Below are 16171 nucleotides of genomic sequence, written 5' to 3'. Positions count from 1 at the left end.
ATTCACTATTATAAATGGAAAAGATATAAATTTGGATTTTATCATTTCTGAGTGTTCTGAGTTAGGATCCATATTAAATACAACAATAGCTATTAATCCATAAATAGCTTGAACTAAAAAATAAATAAGAACACCATAGATACACCATAATACAGTTTTTTTGGGCGGATAAGCATCAGAAGAACCTCTTTCAATATCTGGTTTCATCAATATTAAAATTACTATGAAAGCTAAAAAACAACCTAAGATTCTACCATAGGCATTGGCCGCTTCCGTTGTTAAATTAAATAAAGTTATAAAAATCGGTTCGAATAAATAAATGGACAAGTAAAACAGTATGTAAGTAATTATGACTCCCCAATATCTTTTTGGCATATTCCACCTCTTTTGCAGCAACTATTAGTTGGATTTTTTATTCATTTCGAAAAATATCTTATCGCATGAATATTCCTTTCATTTAATTTTACCATTAACAGGGGATATGCAACTTTAATTCTCCCTTAATTTTACAAAACGCTTTAATTCATCCCACATTAACTGACAATAAGGTTTCCACTTAGAGGCCTTTAAATATACCGATATTTTTTCATACTAAAGAGGGATGAGAAAATCTCATCCCTCTTTAAAATATACATTCAACAAATATTGTTGAATCCGTTTAGTTCGACACTTTAGACTCTTCGATTTTCGAACGAAGAACCATTTGCAAGATACCACCGTGACGATAGTAGTCAATTTCAACTTCACTATCGAAACGAGCTACTACTTCAAATTGCTTCTCTTTTCCTTCTGAATCGATTGCAACTACTTTTACAAGATCGCGTGGTCTAACTGTTTTGTCAATTTGAATTTCAAATGACTCGTTACCAACAAGACCTAACGTTTCAGCGCTTTCGCCATCTTTAAATTGTAATGGTAATACACCCATTAACACTAAGTTACTGCGGTGAATACGCTCGAAGCTTTCTGCGATTACTGCTTTAATACCTAATAAGTTTGTACCTTTCGCAGCCCAGTCACGAGAACTTCCCATACCGTAGTCTTTACCAGCAACAACTAGAAGGCCTGTGCCATCTTCTTTATACTTCATAGCAGCATCATAGATAGATGTTACTTCACCAGTTGGCCAATATGTTGTATATCCGCCTTCTGTTCCTGGTGCGATTTGGTTTTTAATACGGATATTTGCGAATGTACCACGCATCATAACTTCATGGTTACCACGACGAGAACCGTAAGAGTTAAAGTCAACTGGTTGTACGCCGTTTTCTAGTAAATAACGTCCTGCTGGCGTGTGCTTACCAATTGAACCTGCTGGTGAAATATGGTCTGTCGTTACAGAATCACCAAATTTACCAACGATGCGTAAACCTGATAATGTTTCAACTTCACCTGGCTCTTTAGATAATCCTTCGAAGAACGGTGGGTTTTGAATGTATGTTGAATCATTATCCCAAGTATATAAAGCTTCATTTGAAGTTTGGATTTCATTCCAGCGCTCATTGCTGTTAAACACTTGTGCATATTCTTTTTTGAACAATTCAGATGTAACAACACTTTGAACTACATCTTCAATTTCTTTAGCTGATGGCCAAATATCATTGAAGTAAACAGCATTACCATTTACATCTTTACCGATTTCATCATTTTTCAGATCAATATCAACAGTACCTGCAAGTGCATATGCCACAACAAGTGGTGGTGATGCTAAGTAGTTTGCTTTTACAAGTGGGTGAATACGACCTTCAAAGTTACGGTTACCAGATAAAACAGATGTTACTAATAAATCATTTGCTGCGATTGCTTCTTCTAATTCCTCTGCTAGTGGACCAGAGTTACCGATACAAGTCGTACAGCCGTAACCAACTGTTTGGAAACCTAATTGATCTAAATACGTTGTTAAACCAGACTTATCTAAGTACTCTGTAACAACTTTAGATCCTGGTGCTAATGATGTTTTTACGTAACCAGGTACTTTAAGTCCTTTTTCAATTGCTTTCTTCGCAACTAAACCTGCTCCAATTAATACGTATGGATTTGACGTATTTGTACAGCTTGTAATCGCAGCGATTGCAATTCCGCCTGTTTTCATCGTTACTTCTTGATCTTTTAATGTAACTTTCACTTCTTTATCAAACTCTTGCTCATTGAATCCAAGTCCTTGTGTTCCAACTGGTGCTACAACAGCTTTATGGAACTCTTCTTTCATATTTGAAAGCGGAATTAAATCTTGCGGACGTTTCGGTCCAGAAAGGTTAGATTCGATTGCATTTAAATCAATTTCAACAAGATCAGTATAGATTGGATCTTTACTGTCTGCTGTATAGAATAAGCCATTTGCTTTACAATATTCTTCAACAACGCGAATTTGCTCTTCATCTCTACCTGTTAAACGTAAGTATTCTAATGAAATGTCGTCGATTGGGAAGAATCCACAAGTGGCACCGTATTCTGGTGCCATATTTGAAATTGTTGCACGGTCAGCTAAAGGCATGCTCTTTAGTCCACTACCGAAGAACTCAACAAATTTACCAACTACACCTTTTTGACGTAACACTTGTGTTACTTTTAATGCAACATCAGTTGCTGTTGTACCACTTGGAAGTGTACCAGTTAATTTCACACCGATTACTTCAGGTACTGGGAAATATGAAGGCTGTCCAAGCATTCCTGCTTCTGCTTCAATACCACCAACGCCCCATCCAAGAACACCGATACCATTAATCATTGTTGTATGTGAGTCTGTTCCAACTAATGAATCTGGGTATGCAACTAAGTCACCTTCAGCATTTTTCACCGCATGAACAACCGGTGCTAAATATTCAAGGTTTACTTGGTGTACAATACCTGTTGCTGGTGGAACTGCACGGTAGTTATCAAATGATTTCTGTGCCCAGCTTAAAAATTTATAACGTTCTTCATTACGTTTAAACTCTAAGTCCATGTTGAATGCAAGCGAGTCTGCCGTACCTGCTCTATCAACCTGTACAGAGTGGTCAATTACAAGGTCTACAGTAATTTCTGGATTAATTTTATCAGGATCCCCGCCCATATCTGCCATTGCTTTACGAAGCGAAGCCAAATCTACAACAGCTGGAACACCTGTGAAGTCTTGTAAGATTACACGAGATGGTTTAAACGGAACATCGATATCTTGAACATCTTTCGTTCCCCATTTCGCTAAATTTGTAACATGTTCTTCTGTAATTACGCGTCCGTCTACTTGACGAAGCACAGATTCAAGTAAAACTTTAACGGAATATGGTAATTGAGATACGTTGCCAACCCCTGCGTTTTCAAGCGCTTTCAATTGATAATAATGATACGTCTTTCCATCTAGTTCAAAAGTTGCACGTGATTGAAATGGATTATGTTTGACCATTATGTTTCCCCCCTGTTAAACGTGACTAAGTTGTCTGAATATAAAATGTAGACAAACTTTTCAATACCTTACGATAATATTTTATTACAACTTTCTAAATAAGTAAATAATAAGAAACTTATGGATTATCATAAGTTTTCTTTATCTTTCTAAATTTGAATAGTGTCCATGCTCTTTATTAATACTATTACTATAAAGTAAAGCACTCTTTCAGCGTTTTACTTTACGTTCATATATGCTATGAACAACTCATGGTTCGTCTATAAAAACCATTATAGAGGTGAGAAAAATGGGTAAACGAAAAGCCAATCATATTATTTCAGGAATGAATGCTGCATCCGCACAAGGACAAGGAGCTGGTTATAACGAAGAGTTCGCAAATGAACCTTTAACTCCAGCAGAGCGACAAAATAATAAGAAACGAAAAAAGAATCAGTAACGAAAAATCCCAAAAGGTGCACCTTTTGGGATTTTCTCTAATGTTTATAACGTAACAACTCCGAAACTGTTACAAATCGATACCCCTGCTTTTTCAGCTCAGGTAAAATTTCCGCTAATGCCGCCACTGTTTGACTACGATCACTTCCTCCATCGTGCAACAGTACAATATCTCCACTTTTAGCATTTTTCACAACATGATTTACAATGGATTCTGTACCTGGATTCGCCCAATCACGAGGGTCTTGATGCCATGACCATAGAACAATTTGATATCCAGCTTTTTTTGCCGTAGTAAATACAGCATCATTAATATATCCACCTGGGGGACGGAACAATAAAGGTTCTTTCGCCCATTTTTCAAAATATTTCTTTCCATTTAAAATATCATTTTCTAATTTTTCATCTGATGAATTGCTCGCATACAAATGATTCATCGTATGATTTCCAATTTCATGTCCTTCTTTCAACACTTGCTTTACTAAATATGGATTACGCTGAACTCGAAATCCAATCATAAAAAAAGTCGCTTCCGCCTTATATTGATGTAATAAATCTAGGATTTGCGGTGTGTATGTTGGATCTGGTCCATCATCAAATGTGATTGCAATAACCTTTTCATTATTTGGCACTTCCCACGTTACATAGCCAGTTGGCTCTAACTCTTTTCGTAACAACATTTTAGCTTCCACTTTATCCACTTGAAATATATGTACTGCACAAATTAAAGAAAAAATTAATAGAATAATTTTTTGTTTCTGCATATTAGCGCTAAAAGTTTTGAGGTTGTTGAATTCACAACAACCTTCTTTCACTTTTCTAATTCATCAACGTTTTGCATTATATTTTGGAGATTACTTTCATATTGCTCAAGTTGTGGACGCTGCGTTTCTGATGCTACTTCAAGTGCATTTTGAATCTGTTCGTACGCCTCTTGAACTTCTTGGCGTAACTCTTTTAAGTCATGGCCGTAATTCGGGTCATTTTTCACAATATTATTGAATATATTTTCCGCTTGAACAACCCCTTGCTGCGCGGCCTGAAAAGCCTGTTGCTTATCTTTATGATATGGCATAACACTTTCCCCTTCCTATATGAGTTAGTCCTACTTATCTTTACCCATTTTCCAAAAAACATTCTCGTATAAATTCGCAAACTTCTCTCATTCTAAATAGGAAGAGGAGGTGTCATATACAATGGGAAAAAACAATCGTGAATCTAAAGAAAAAAAAGGACAACCTGAACCATTAAGCGGATCTCATAAAGTAAAAAACCGTAACCATTCTCGTCAAAAAAATCATGCGCATCATGATATGTAAAACAAAGCATTCACACTAGCTACCTTTGTCACATACAATGTTTATATTTTTCCATGTATTCTTCACCCCTGGTTCATTCATGCATAACATAGTATGAATTGAGATTTTACGGAGGGTGTCTTACATGGGCAAGAAAAAGAAGGATTGTCTTTTTCATGTTGATGGTTTCGAAGAATGGATGGATCAATTTTGTTCTGATTCTTGTAGTAATTTTAGTTTTCCAAATCAAATTCATATTGATCTTTGTGAAACAGAACAAGAGTACATTTTTGAAACAGATGTACCAAATGTAACTGCACAAAATGTACTCATTGAAAAGATGGAGACAGGCCTAAACATTTGCATACTTCATAAAAATACTTCTTTACAGCGGATTATTCCTTTACCTGCTAATATCATTTACAAGAAGATGCTAGCCTGCTTAGAGAATGGATATTTAGCCATTCATATTTCCAAAAACGAAGTTGCCAATAAACATGAAAACAAAGTTCTTTTTTCAAATTAAGGATCACTATAAATTCAAATATAAGCCCCAGTAACTTGCTGGGGCTTATTTTATTTCACCTGTATTTCAATATTAGAATCTCTATCATATCTTTTGTTCAATAAACCTTTTGTAACTAAAAGTACAGGAAATGCTACAGTTGAAAATATAGCTAGCGCTGCAAATACTACAAATCCATTTTGATACCCGTAATAATCGAGAAGTACTCCCCCAAACCAAGGACCAATTACTCCTCCAATTCCTGAAAACCCCATCGCTCCGAAGTATGTTCCTTTCAGATTGGAATCAGCGATCTCATCAATAAATACATCTGTCATTGAGAACATTAAAACTTCTCCAAATGTAAAAACAATTGTACAAATAGCTGCCCCTAACATGGATTCTACTAGTCCAAATCCAAACAATCCCCCGCTCACAAATAACGTTCCAACCATAATAGACGCTAATGGCGTATACTTTTTACACATTTGAATAACAGGGTATTGAATAACTACTACCGTAATTGCATTTAAAGCTAGCATATATGAGAACAACTTCACTCCATCCTGAAATATATGTGCATTTGCAAAATATTGAGATACTGTCGTGGTTAAATGTGAAAAACCACTATTACTCAAAATAATCCCGACTAAAGCAACTAGAAATACTACATCCTTTCGCAAAATGCGAATTGCATTTAACATTGTAACAGGCTTATCTGTATTTACTTTCTTTTGTTCAAGTGGGTACTTCTTAAATTGGAACGCTAATATAGCTGTATATAGAATGTATACTCCAGCTGCTACTAAAAAAGGGATTGTTGATTTTGCACTTCCGATCTGTAATCCGACAAGTGGGCCAATCGCTACCCCAACATTTATTGCACCGTAACGCAAATTATATACGAGTAAACGATACTCTGGTTTCGTTAAATCTGATAATAAAGCTCTTGATGTCGGTTCAAAAAAAGACCGACATAACCCATTCAAAGCGTTTAATAGAAAGAAACTAAAAACATGATCTGCAACTGAAAACCCTATAAATACAAAAACCCAAACGATCATGGACCATATTATAATCACCTTTCGACCAAATCGATCCGATAAATTGCCCCCAATAAAACTAGCAAACACTCCAACAAGCGCACTCGTTCCAATAATAGCACCCGTCATTCCAGCTGACACACCTTTAACAGTCGTTAAATAAATTGCTAAAAAAGGAATACTCATTGAAGTGGCGAACCTCGCAAATAGAGTCCCTATTATAATTGTCATTCCAAGCGGATGAATCTGTTGTAACTTCCCCTTCATCTCTAACCTACTCTCCCTTTTCCTACATAAAAAAAGAAAGCAAAGGATCTGCTTTCTTTTTCCTTTTTATACTTGAGATGTTTGCACCCGAGCTGTTCTCGATATGTCCATATCAATGCCATATGTAAACTGTAATTCCTTACAAACATCTTTAATTAAAATCGCAACATTATATCTTTCATTAAATTGTAAAACTATATTTTCTACTTCCTCATATGTATACCTATATTCCCCTGTAATGACACTTTTTAAATCAAAGCATTCATTAATACAAAGTTGTACAAGTAGTTGTTCATATTTTTCTATTACATCTTCTTTCTTCCAAAGTAACTCCTTTACATATAACCGATCAAATTTCACACTTTCTCGGTTACAATCCGTTAAAATCCGGGTCATTTCATTTAGTTCTCGATATAATTCGGAAATATTTCTGCTTAAACTAAGCAGTTTATCTACGCCGTTTTCATATAACATATTCATTCCACCCCCGCATTTTCTTCTTATTATAGCAAGAAAATTCTAAAAATAGTTTCTTTCTTCTGAAATATTAGGAAACTAATTTCAATTGCTTTACAATGAAACTAGCTAACACGAAAGGGGAAAGAAAATTGGAGCAAAAATTATATTACATCGACGCTTATCAGCAAACCTTTACAACTAAAGTTATAAAACAAGAGCATGATACAGAAGGAAACTTATATGTTGTCTTAAATGAAACTGCATTTTATCCAACAGGCGGCGGACAACCACACGACACTGGAACTTTAAATGGTATTCCGGTAAGTAACGTTGAAGAAGTAAATGGAGAAATTCGTCATTTCATAATAGAACAATTACATACAGAAGAAGTAGAGGGTAAAATAGATTGGGAGCGCCGTTTTGATCATATGCAGCAACATACAGCTCAGCACGTTTTATCTGCTGCTTTTTGGGACCATTTTGACATACCAACAATTGGGTTCCATCTCGGAAAAGAAACGGTAACAATTGATTTAGAAACTGCTAACCTTTCTACAGAAACTGTTGAGAAGGCCGCACAAATTGCTAATCAAATTGTTTTTGAAAACCACCCTATTCGTATTGAATGGATGAACTTAGAAGAGGCCAAAGTGTTACCCCTTCGCAAAGAACCAACTATGACAGAAAATATACGGGTTGTTATCATCGAAAACTATGACTACAACGGTTGTGGTGGAACACACCCGAAACATACAGGTGAAGTAGGTCCTATTCAAGTACTTAATTGGGAGCGCAATAAAGGTGGCATCCGCTTAACATTTATCGCTGGTTGGCGCACACTTAAACTAATGGGACAACAGCAACAAATTATGAAAAATGTTTCTAAACAATTAAACAGTAGCGAAACTGATATTCCAGCAAAAGTAGCACAGATTCTTACTTCTCAAAAAGAAAACGAAAAAGCAGTACAAGCAATGAATGAAAAATTATTATTTGCAGAAGCGAATGAATTATTGCAACAGCCAGAAGAAATACACGCTGGAACACTTATTTCTAAAGTATTTATAAATCGTTCTATGCAAGAAATCGCAAAACTTTCTGCTATTATTACAGAACAACAAGAGCATGCAATTACGTATTTCGTCATTGAAAATGATGACAAACTACAATGTATTCTTGCTTGTGGTAAAGCAGTGACACTCGATATGAATGCTCTTTTAAAAGATGCCCTTCCTACAATTGAAGGAAAAGGTGGCGGAAATAAAAAGAGTGCTCGTGGTGGCGGGAAAGCGATTATGACTGGGGACAAGTTTTTAAATCAACTTGTTTCTTCTTTACAATCAGCTGTGTAGATTATTTTATGAGGAAGATGTCATCTAGTGAAGCTTTTTGACTAGGTGGCATCTCTTTTTGTTTTACTAGCAATACCTTTTCGTCTTCAATTAAAATTCCAGTAACCCGAACTTACATTACATTCGTCATAATCTCTCCCCTTTTTCTATTAAATTTACAAATAAATCCTTCCATAAAAAGAACGTACGTTTTATAATTAAAGAAAATTATGGAAGAAAGAAGTTGTTATATGCATGCGCCCACCTTTAACAAAGTCTATATCTCTTGAAGATTTCAAAAACTATTATTGGTTAAAAACAGAACTGCAAACATTTTGTCGTGATCATGATTTACCAACTAGTGGCTCTAAGATCGAAATAAGCGGGCGTATCTCACATTATTTAACTACGGGTAAAGTATTACAAAACAGTTTTCATCAAAAAGTGAGTAAAACAGCCGTTTCCCATAAAGAACTTTCTTTACAAACGATCATTACCGAAAATCATCGTTGTAGTGAAGATGTGCGTGCTTTTTTCAAAGAAAAAATTGGAGCAAACTTCCGCTTTACAGTAGCCCTTCAAAAGTTTTTTAAAGAGAATATCGGAAAAACATATGAAGACGCGATAACGTTTTGGCATGAAGAAAACAAACGTAAAAAAGACCCCTCCTATAAAACAACTATCAGCGCACAGTTTGAATACAATCGTTTTACACGTGCTTTTTTCGAAGACCCAAGCAACAAAGGAAAATCAAAAACAGATGCTATCGCTGCTTGGAACGAAATAAAAGCAAAACCTGGTAGTAATGCATATATTCCTCAAAAAGTAGAAAACTAGTTAACTTGCTAGTCTTCTACTTTTTCAAATAAAAGAGCAAGCCCAATTCCCCCACCAATTCCTAATGTCGCAATTCCATATTTCATATGCTCTCTTTTAGCCTGATAAAACAAGCGCGTTACAAGCATAGCTCCAGACGCACCGTACGGATGACCAAGCGCTATTGCACCACCATTTACATTTAACTTTTCATACGGAATTTGTAACGTTTGCGCACATGCAACAACTTTAGCGGCAAACGCTTCATTCATCTCAATACAATCAATATCTTCTATCACTAAATTCATTTCTCTAAGTAGTTTTTGTACAGCAAATATCGGACCAGTTCCCGGAAGGTTTGGATTCACTCCAACTACAGCACTGCGAACGAAACGAAGAAAAGGCTTATATCCTAATTTCCGGGCTTGCCCCTCTTCCATTACAAGAACAGCACATGCCCCGTCATTTACACCACACGAATTCCCTGCTGTTACTGTTCCATTTTGTAAAAATACAGGTTTCGTTCTCTTTATCATTCTTTCATAATTCATTTCTCGCTTTATAGATTCATCTAATAATCCATTAAGTGACAATATTTCATCTTGTATATATCCATTTTCTAACGCTTGCAGGGTCCGTTTATAACTAAGACAAGCGTACTCGTCTTGCATTTCCCTCGTTATGTTATAACGCTCCGCGACATATTCAGCCGCTACTCCCATATCAGGATCTCCAAGTATTTCAGGTGAAAACCGCGCTCTCTTTTGAAAAGATGACGTACTTGTACTCTCTACTCCCCCGGCGATATAACAATTACCTGCTCCCCCTTGAATGAGATGACACGCCATACGTACTGCTTCCAATCCAGCACCACATTGCCGGTCAATCGTTACACCAGGAATATGATAACCGAGTCCCGCTTCTAAAGTAGACAGCCTTGCAATATTTCCTCCCGGTCCAACAACATTCCCTAATATAACATCATCTATTTCTCTCTCAATTCCTTTACTTAAAAACGAAAGAATTGGTGCTGCTAAATGCTGAACTTCATAATCTTTCAACATCCCATTTTTCTTACCAATGGGTGTCCTTTTCGCTTCTACAATAACTGCTCTATTCATATATCTTCTCCTGATTTCCAATGATACTTTTTGCTGCATTACGAGCTATTTTCCCGCTACTTGTATAAGGGATGTCATCTACAAAATGCCATTCTTTCGGTATTTTAAAAGAGGATAATCGTTGTAGGCAAAAGCTCTTTAATTGTTGCTTCGTAGCACTTCCTTTTACGATAGCGACAGGTTTTTCACCCCAATAACTATCTTTTATACCAACAACAACTATTTCATCAATAGCTGGATGTGTCTGTAATACACTTTCTATTTCTTCTGGGAAAATATTGATTCCTCCAAAAATAATCATATTCTTCTCTCTACCGACAATGTATATAAATCCCTCTTCATCTTGATAACCTACATCTCTCACTGTCATCCAACCATCTACAGTCAACTCTGGAATTAAAACCCCATCCAATATGTATCCCATAAAAAACTGATCACTTTTCACATAAACAGTTCCTACCTCGCCTTTCTGCACTTCTTCTCCTGCTTCATTACATATTCGAACTTGTACATTATGACAAGGTTTTCCTACTGAATTCGGTTTTCTTTCACTCTCTCCTTCAACCAATGCCGTTACAAAGCTTAGCTCAGACGCACCGTAAAACTCATATCTTTTTGCATAAGGAAACACATTTTTCATCTTTTCTTTTGCTTCAGCTTCCCATTTCGCTCCTGATGAAATAATTTTCATTTCACTTTCAATTACTTTATTTTCTTTATACAAAGACTCAAGCATTGTAGGGACTGTATACATTACAGAAATATTCTCTATCTTTATACTAGATAGCACTTGAACTGGTACAAACTTTCTCATTATATGTACCGTTTGTCCTAAATATAAGGCACTTATTGCTCCATATAAGAATAAAGAATGAACAAGCGTCCCAGCTATTAAAATAGAATCTGTATTTTTCATATAAAAATCATGTACATTGCAATTAAAACTATATACCCATGACTGTTGAGCACGTAAAAATGCTTTTGCTTTTCCAGTCGATCCTGATGTAAATCCCATATAAAAAGGAGCGTTTTGTACATTTTCTACAGGATGATATGTAGGAAGATAGTTCTCAATCATTTCTTTCCATTCTTCAATCTCAATAACCCTTCCTTCTTCGCAGGATATATCACTAAGCCTATACTGCTCCGCCACAATAATATCCGGTTTACTAATCGCTATTCTTTCTTTAAGTTCATCTCGTTTCCATTTTATATCTAGCGGCACACAAACCCATCCAGCCATTGCGGAACCCGCAAATATTTGTAAAAACTCAGTACAATTTTCTAATACAATTGCTACTGTTTTATTCTTCGATTCTTTTTCATTCAACCAGTTTGCTACTTTACAAACTGACTCGAACCAATCTTTATATGTTAACACTCTATCATTTTCTTTAATCGCTATTTTATTCGGTTGTAAAGAGGCATACTTTTTGTATTCTTTTGTAATCTCCATATGTGACGTCCTTTCTTTACAAAATAATAAAGAGAAACACGTAAGTAACGTGTTTCTCCTTTTTCTTATCCTGCATTTGTAATTTTTTTATTCTTTAAAGCAGGCGTAATAATATGTTTCAATGAGCGATGTAATCTTGTCACGAGAATTGCTGCTATAATCGCTTTTATGCAATCACCTGGTAAAAATACGACACTTACTTTCATCGTTTCCCATACGGAAATATCCATTACGAAAGCTTGGACAATGATACCAAATACATAAACTACGAAAATACCACCAATTATATTAATGCATAATACTTTTATAATAGAAACTTCACGTAAACGCTCAATTAAATATCCAATGACAAACGCTCCAACGATATAACCAAGTAAATATCCTGCACTTGGCCCAACAAATACACTTGGACCCCCGCGTCCACCAGCAAGTAATGGTGCTCCAACTCCAACTATAAGTAAGAAAATAAGCTGACTTAATGCACCGAGACGTGATCCTAACAGTCCACCAGCAAGCATAACACCAAGTGATTGTAATGTAATCGGAACTGGTGTAATAGCAAGAGCAATTGGAGGTATTAACCCTAACACTCCCATAATAGAACTAAATAAAGCGACGAAAACTAAGTTTTTTGTATTCATATTTGCTTCTCCTATTTGTAAACTCAAATTAGATTTTAGGTAACATATTATAGGAGTTATATTATCTTTCTATCCACCCTTTGTCAACCTTATTTCTACATAAGTTTACAAATATAAATTCAATCACTTCTCTTTATGCAAATGCTCAAGTTCTTTCCTAAGCGCCTGTTTTAAAAACTTCCCAACAGATGTTTTCGGAATTTCCTCCATAAATACAATATCGTCTGGTAACCACCACTTCGCAAACTGTGGTTTTAAAAATTCATATAGTTCCTCTTTTGTAACAGTGCTATTTTTCTTTTGTACAACGCAGGCAACTGGACGCTCTTGCCACTGCGGGTGTGGAATTGCAACGACAGCCGCTTCAAATATAGCGTCATGTGCCATTAGAGCATTTTCAAGGTCAACGGAGGAAATCCATTCTCCACCGCTTTTAATAACATCCTTCGTACGATCAACAATTTTGACGCAACCTTCCTCATCGACTGTAACGACATCGCCAGTATATAACCATCCATCACGGAACCCTTCCACCGTACGCTCATCGTTATAATAGCTTGCAGCGATCCATGGCGCTCGTAAACATAGTTCTCCCATCTCCGTACCATCCCACTTCACTTCACCATTTGTACCGACTACTTTCATCTCTACACCAGGAACAAGATATCCTTGCTTCGATCTTATCTCAAGTTGTTCTTCATACGCCAAATCTGTTTCATAGCTTTTTAGACGTGCAAGCGTTACGAGTGGACTCGTTTCAGTCATGCCATATGCATGTACGAAAGGAACATTATATTTTTGCTCAAACGCTTTAATAACGCTTTTCGGTGCAGCTGCGCCTCCGCATAGTAATCTCGTTATACTAGATAAATCATAACTATTATTTTCTAACTCTTGTAAAACACCGAGCCAAATTGTCGGCACACCCGCAGCTATCGTTACTTTTTCAGTTTGAATCATTTCTAATAAAATTTTCGGAGTAAACATCGGTCCCGGAAGAACTTGTTTTGACCCAAACCAAGTAGCTGCAAAAGGAAGTCCCCAAGCGTTCACATGAAACATTGGCACAATAGCCATTGCTGCATCACTTTCCGATAAAGCTGTCGTATCCGCTAATCCGAGTGCCATACAGTGCAACACTGTACTACGATGTGTATAAACAACACCTTTTGGATTCCCTGTAGTCGCTGACGTATAACACATACCAGCAGGTGTATTTTCATCAATATCTTTAACAAATTGGAAATTTGGGTCGCCTTCTTCTAAAAGTTTCTCATAATGATATACAGGCTGAAGTGTAGTTTTTGGGAGCTCCTCTTTATCAGTCATAATAATGTATGCTTGTACAGTCGATAATTCAGACTGGATATTCTCAATGAGTGGTACAAGATCTTCATCAATAAGTAAAATACGATCTTCTGCATGTTGAATAATGTATGAAATATGTTGAGGAGATAAACGAATATTAATTGTGTGTAATACGGAAGCAATACCTGGAATAGCAAAATATGCTTCTACATGTCGATGATGATTCCACGCTAACGTTCCTATGCGCTCGCCTTCTTTAATTCCAAGCTTTTTTAACGCACTGGAAAGTCTTCTTGTCCTTTCCCCTAGCTGCTTATACGTTAATGTCGTAACTGTATCATGTGTCCGTGAAATGATTTCTTTCTTTGGGAATAGTTTTTCTGCCCTTTCCATCATAGAACTAATCGTTAGAGGTACATTCATCATCATATTGTTTACATCCTCCCTTTAAAGCGTTTTCATTTTGTTCATTATAACAGACTTCTACAAAAAATTACGATATTTTTCTGTATTTTCTGAATTATTTCTTTGGAAATAATTCAGAAAATACTAAGATAAAATATACTAAAATTCTTTCTTACGATATATAAATACCGAAATAAAAAAAGAAAAGATATATATGATAACGCCAAATATTGTATATAGAATTGAAACGTATACAGATGAATTTAAATTTGATATTGGAAATTGTTCTATTAGATAGCCAATTACACTTTGCAATCCAAAATAAGTAACAAGTCCCCCGCATGCGCCTCCAATTGTAATAGCATCAGATTTTTCTGCTCCAAAAACATAGAGGAGTGGATAGGCTATTGCTCCGGCATTAAGAATTATGAACGTCCCTAAAGAAACACTCTTAAATATATCATCATCAATTGGTGTATCTGAAACTAAACCATGTACATAAAATATTCCATACGATAATAAAGTACCAATAATTACAACTAAAAAATAGAAAAGATAGTGACTTTGCACAATGTTATTTCTAGTAACCGGTAAAGTAAGTACATATTTTTCATAACCCGACTTACTCTCATATTTAATAACTTCAAGTGCAGGAATCGCAGCAAATAAGATAATGAATGTAGCAATTAAACGGTACATTGAAGCATTGCCAAAATAAAAAACGAATCCCGATCCTAATATCGCTATTCCCATGAACATAAAGAAAGTTCGATACACTAGATAATAGTTTGTCAATAATAAACCTTTCATTTATTTTTCACTCCTCGTTAATAAAACACTTATTTCTTCTATAGAAATGGTTCTATGAGCAATCCCACTTGGTAATGTATGTACATCTGATACAAGTACATTGAAATAAGAACCATGATTCCTTTTCACCACAACTATATCTTTGTTGATTAAATTTAGTTGTTCCTCATTAACATCTACAATGGCATAACTATTCAAAACCTTATCCTTTTCTTCATTCAATAAAATTTCTCCATCTTTTATAACGATAAGGTGGCTAGCTATTTTTTCTACATCACTCATAATATGAGAAGAAAGTAATATACCACCATTACTTTTACTCACAAAACTTTTTAATTCCTCTAACACCTCCTCTCTAGATGAAGGATCAAGACCTCCCGTCGCTTCATCTAGGATTAATAATTTTGCATTATGCGACAATGCGACAGCTATAGATAGTTTCATTGACATCCCACGGGAAAATCTGCCTACTTTTTCATTAGTAGGTAAAGAGAAAGAATGAACTAATCGGTAAAAATTTTCTCTATCCCAAGATTCAAACATTTTTTCAAAAACCTTATTTAGTTGTTTTATTGTAAGATGAGCTGGTAGATTCATAGCATCAAATACAACTCCAATCTTCCCCTTAATCTTGGCATCTTTATTTATATTTTCTTCACCAAATATTTTTACTGTACCGCTATCTTTAGAAATTAATTCTAGTACTGTTTTAAATGTTGTTGATTTACCTGCCCCATTGTCACCAATGAATCCAACAATTGATCCTGATGGCACATTGAATGTAACATCTTTTAAAACAACTTTGCTTCCAAATGATTTACTTAAATTTTTAATTTCTAGAACGTTTGACATCATTTCACTCCTATCTTAACTTTTAATAAAGTGAAACTT

At 35.6% G+C, this 16171-nt stretch carries 16 protein-coding genes and 2 pseudogenes; 5 read left to right on the top strand and 13 right to left on the bottom strand.

The window, feature by feature from the left end:
- Together V7038_RS20340 and acnA are read right to left on the bottom strand one after the other, a co-directional pair.
- Positions 1 to 375 (bottom strand): annotated as a pseudogene (locus V7038_RS20340) (CPBP family intramembrane glutamic endopeptidase); the annotation flags it as partial.
- Positions 376 to 658: 283 nt separating this feature from the next.
- Entirely contained in the window at positions 659 to 3382 is a 2724-nt protein-coding gene (gene acnA, locus V7038_RS20335; protein WP_070128862.1) for an aconitate hydratase AcnA, read from the bottom strand.
- A gap of 289 nt (positions 3383 to 3671) precedes the next feature.
- On the opposite strand from acnA, the gene sspO reads away from it, so the two are divergent.
- The gene (gene sspO, locus V7038_RS20330; RefSeq protein ID WP_002111139.1) at positions 3672 to 3821 is read left to right on the top strand and encodes an acid-soluble spore protein SspO; all 150 of its coding nucleotides are present in this window, start codon (positions 3672 to 3674) and stop codon (positions 3819 to 3821) included.
- Between the two features lie 37 nt (positions 3822 to 3858).
- On the opposite strand, the gene pdaB is transcribed toward sspO, so the two are convergent.
- Positions 3859 to 4584: a polysaccharide deacetylase family sporulation protein PdaB gene (gene pdaB / locus V7038_RS20325; RefSeq protein ID WP_033711034.1), complete on the bottom strand. Its 726-nt coding sequence runs from the start codon at positions 4582 to 4584 to the stop codon at positions 3859 to 3861.
- 47 nt (positions 4585 to 4631) lie between these two features.
- The gene (locus V7038_RS20320) at positions 4632 to 4895 is read right to left on the bottom strand and encodes a hypothetical protein (RefSeq protein ID WP_002111141.1); all 264 of its coding nucleotides are present in this window, start codon (positions 4893 to 4895) and stop codon (positions 4632 to 4634) included.
- Positions 4896 to 5016: 121 nt separating this feature from the next.
- Here V7038_RS20320 and V7038_RS20315 point away from each other — a divergent pair, with 121 nt between their 5' ends.
- Together V7038_RS20315 and V7038_RS20310 are read left to right on the top strand one after the other, a co-directional pair.
- On the top strand, positions 5017 to 5139 hold the full coding sequence (locus V7038_RS20315; protein ID WP_000517651.1) for a small acid-soluble spore protein P: 123 nt from the start codon (positions 5017 to 5019) through the stop codon (positions 5137 to 5139).
- Positions 5140 to 5263: 124 nt separating this feature from the next.
- On the top strand, positions 5264 to 5644 hold the full coding sequence (locus V7038_RS20310; RefSeq protein ID WP_002160918.1) for an Hsp20/alpha crystallin family protein: 381 nt from the start codon (positions 5264 to 5266) through the stop codon (positions 5642 to 5644).
- Positions 5645 to 5694: 50 nt separating this feature from the next.
- Here V7038_RS20310 and V7038_RS20305 read toward each other — a convergent pair whose 3' ends face one another.
- Positions 5695 to 6933 (bottom strand): MDR family MFS transporter, encoded by a 1239-nt coding sequence (locus V7038_RS20305; RefSeq protein ID WP_070128863.1) that lies wholly within the window; start codon positions 6931 to 6933, stop codon positions 5695 to 5697.
- Between the two features lie 66 nt (positions 6934 to 6999).
- Complete coding sequence (locus tag V7038_RS20300) at positions 7000 to 7407, bottom strand: hypothetical protein (protein WP_002111146.1); 408 nt, start codon at positions 7405 to 7407, stop codon at positions 7000 to 7002.
- A 134-nt stretch (positions 7408 to 7541) separates the two neighbouring features.
- Between V7038_RS20300 and V7038_RS20295 the strand changes: the two genes are divergently transcribed.
- Complete coding sequence (locus V7038_RS20295; protein ID WP_148662494.1) at positions 7542 to 8744, top strand: alanyl-tRNA editing protein; 1203 nt, start codon at positions 7542 to 7544, stop codon at positions 8742 to 8744.
- Positions 8745 to 8799: 55 nt separating this feature from the next.
- On the opposite strand, the pseudogene V7038_RS20290 reads toward V7038_RS20295, so the two are convergent.
- Positions 8800 to 8919: pseudogene (locus V7038_RS20290) on the bottom strand (NUDIX hydrolase); the annotation flags it as partial.
- Positions 8920 to 8978: 59 nt separating this feature from the next.
- Here V7038_RS20290 and V7038_RS20285 point away from each other — a divergent pair.
- Positions 8979 to 9560, top strand: coding sequence for a DUF6434 domain-containing protein (locus tag V7038_RS20285; protein ID WP_070128865.1), 582 nt, complete (start codon positions 8979 to 8981; stop codon positions 9558 to 9560).
- A gap of 8 nt (positions 9561 to 9568) precedes the next feature.
- Here V7038_RS20285 and V7038_RS20280 read toward each other — a convergent pair whose 3' ends face one another.
- From V7038_RS20280 to V7038_RS20255, 6 genes are all read right to left on the bottom strand, one after another.
- Positions 9569 to 10660 carry an acetyl-CoA C-acyltransferase gene (locus V7038_RS20280; RefSeq protein ID WP_002111150.1) on the bottom strand — a complete coding sequence of 364 codons (1092 nt, stop codon included), beginning with the start codon at positions 10658 to 10660 and terminating at the stop codon, positions 9569 to 9571.
- Positions 10653 to 12116 (bottom strand): acyl-CoA synthetase, encoded by a 1464-nt coding sequence (locus V7038_RS20275; RefSeq protein WP_070139807.1) that lies wholly within the window; start codon positions 12114 to 12116, stop codon positions 10653 to 10655. The genes V7038_RS20280 and V7038_RS20275 overlap by 8 nt, the downstream gene beginning before the upstream one ends.
- Before the next feature lie 65 nt (positions 12117 to 12181).
- The gene (locus V7038_RS20270) at positions 12182 to 12757 is read right to left on the bottom strand and encodes a biotin transporter BioY (protein WP_335695564.1); all 576 of its coding nucleotides are present in this window, start codon (positions 12755 to 12757) and stop codon (positions 12182 to 12184) included.
- A 123-nt stretch (positions 12758 to 12880) separates the two neighbouring features.
- Entirely contained in the window at positions 12881 to 14494 is a 1614-nt protein-coding gene (locus V7038_RS20265) for a long-chain fatty acid--CoA ligase (RefSeq protein WP_002111153.1), read from the bottom strand.
- 135 nt (positions 14495 to 14629) lie between these two features.
- Complete coding sequence (locus tag V7038_RS20260; RefSeq protein WP_002111154.1) at positions 14630 to 15280, bottom strand: ABC-2 transporter permease; 651 nt, start codon at positions 15278 to 15280, stop codon at positions 14630 to 14632.
- Positions 15281 to 16132 carry an ABC transporter ATP-binding protein gene (locus V7038_RS20255; protein ID WP_002111155.1) on the bottom strand — a complete coding sequence of 284 codons (852 nt, stop codon included), beginning with the start codon at positions 16130 to 16132 and terminating at the stop codon, positions 15281 to 15283. It lies immediately after the preceding gene.
- Between the last annotated feature and the right edge of the window lie 39 nt (positions 16133 to 16171).

The organism is Bacillus sp. JJ783 (assembly GCF_036963225.1).
GTDB lineage: Bacteria > Bacillota > Bacilli > Bacillales > Bacillaceae_G > Bacillus_A > Bacillus_A cereus_U.
This window is presented reverse-complemented; position numbering and strand designations above follow the sequence as displayed.

What these genes read in the sequence shown, in the direction of transcription:
- acnA (WP_070128862.1), bottom strand. Translation starts at nt 3,382, where the DNA reads ATGGTCAAACATAATCCATTTCAATCACGTGCAACTTTTGAACTAGAT.
- sspO (WP_002111139.1), top strand. Translation starts at nt 3,672, where the DNA reads ATGGGTAAACGAAAAGCCAATCATATTATTTCAGGAATGAATGCTGCA.
- pdaB (WP_033711034.1), bottom strand. Translation starts at nt 4,584, where the DNA reads ATGCAGAAACAAAAAATTATTCTATTAATTTTTTCTTTAATTTGTGCA.
- V7038_RS20320 (WP_002111141.1), bottom strand. Translation starts at nt 4,895, where the DNA reads ATGCCATATCATAAAGATAAGCAACAGGCTTTTCAGGCCGCGCAGCAA.
- V7038_RS20315 (WP_000517651.1), top strand. Translation starts at nt 5,017, where the DNA reads ATGGGAAAAAACAATCGTGAATCTAAAGAAAAAAAAGGACAACCTGAA.
- V7038_RS20310 (WP_002160918.1), top strand. Translation starts at nt 5,264, where the DNA reads ATGGGCAAGAAAAAGAAGGATTGTCTTTTTCATGTTGATGGTTTCGAA.
- V7038_RS20305 (WP_070128863.1), bottom strand. Translation starts at nt 6,933, where the DNA reads ATGAAGGGGAAGTTACAACAGATTCATCCGCTTGGAATGACAATTATA.
- V7038_RS20300 (WP_002111146.1), bottom strand. Translation starts at nt 7,407, where the DNA reads ATGTTATATGAAAACGGCGTAGATAAACTGCTTAGTTTAAGCAGAAAT.
- V7038_RS20285 (WP_070128865.1), top strand. Translation starts at nt 8,979, where the DNA reads ATGCGCCCACCTTTAACAAAGTCTATATCTCTTGAAGATTTCAAAAAC.
- V7038_RS20280 (WP_002111150.1), bottom strand. Translation starts at nt 10,660, where the DNA reads ATGAATAGAGCAGTTATTGTAGAAGCGAAAAGGACACCCATTGGTAAG.
- V7038_RS20275 (WP_070139807.1), bottom strand. Translation starts at nt 12,116, where the DNA reads ATGGAGATTACAAAAGAATACAAAAAGTATGCCTCTTTACAACCGAAT.
- V7038_RS20270 (WP_335695564.1), bottom strand. Translation starts at nt 12,757, where the DNA reads ATGAATACAAAAAACTTAGTTTTCGTCGCTTTATTTAGTTCTATTATG.
- V7038_RS20265 (WP_002111153.1), bottom strand. Translation starts at nt 14,494, where the DNA reads ATGATGATGAATGTACCTCTAACGATTAGTTCTATGATGGAAAGGGCA.
- V7038_RS20260 (WP_002111154.1), bottom strand. Translation starts at nt 15,280, where the DNA reads ATGAAAGGTTTATTATTGACAAACTATTATCTAGTGTATCGAACTTTC.
- V7038_RS20255 (WP_002111155.1), bottom strand. Translation starts at nt 16,132, where the DNA reads ATGTCAAACGTTCTAGAAATTAAAAATTTAAGTAAATCATTTGGAAGC.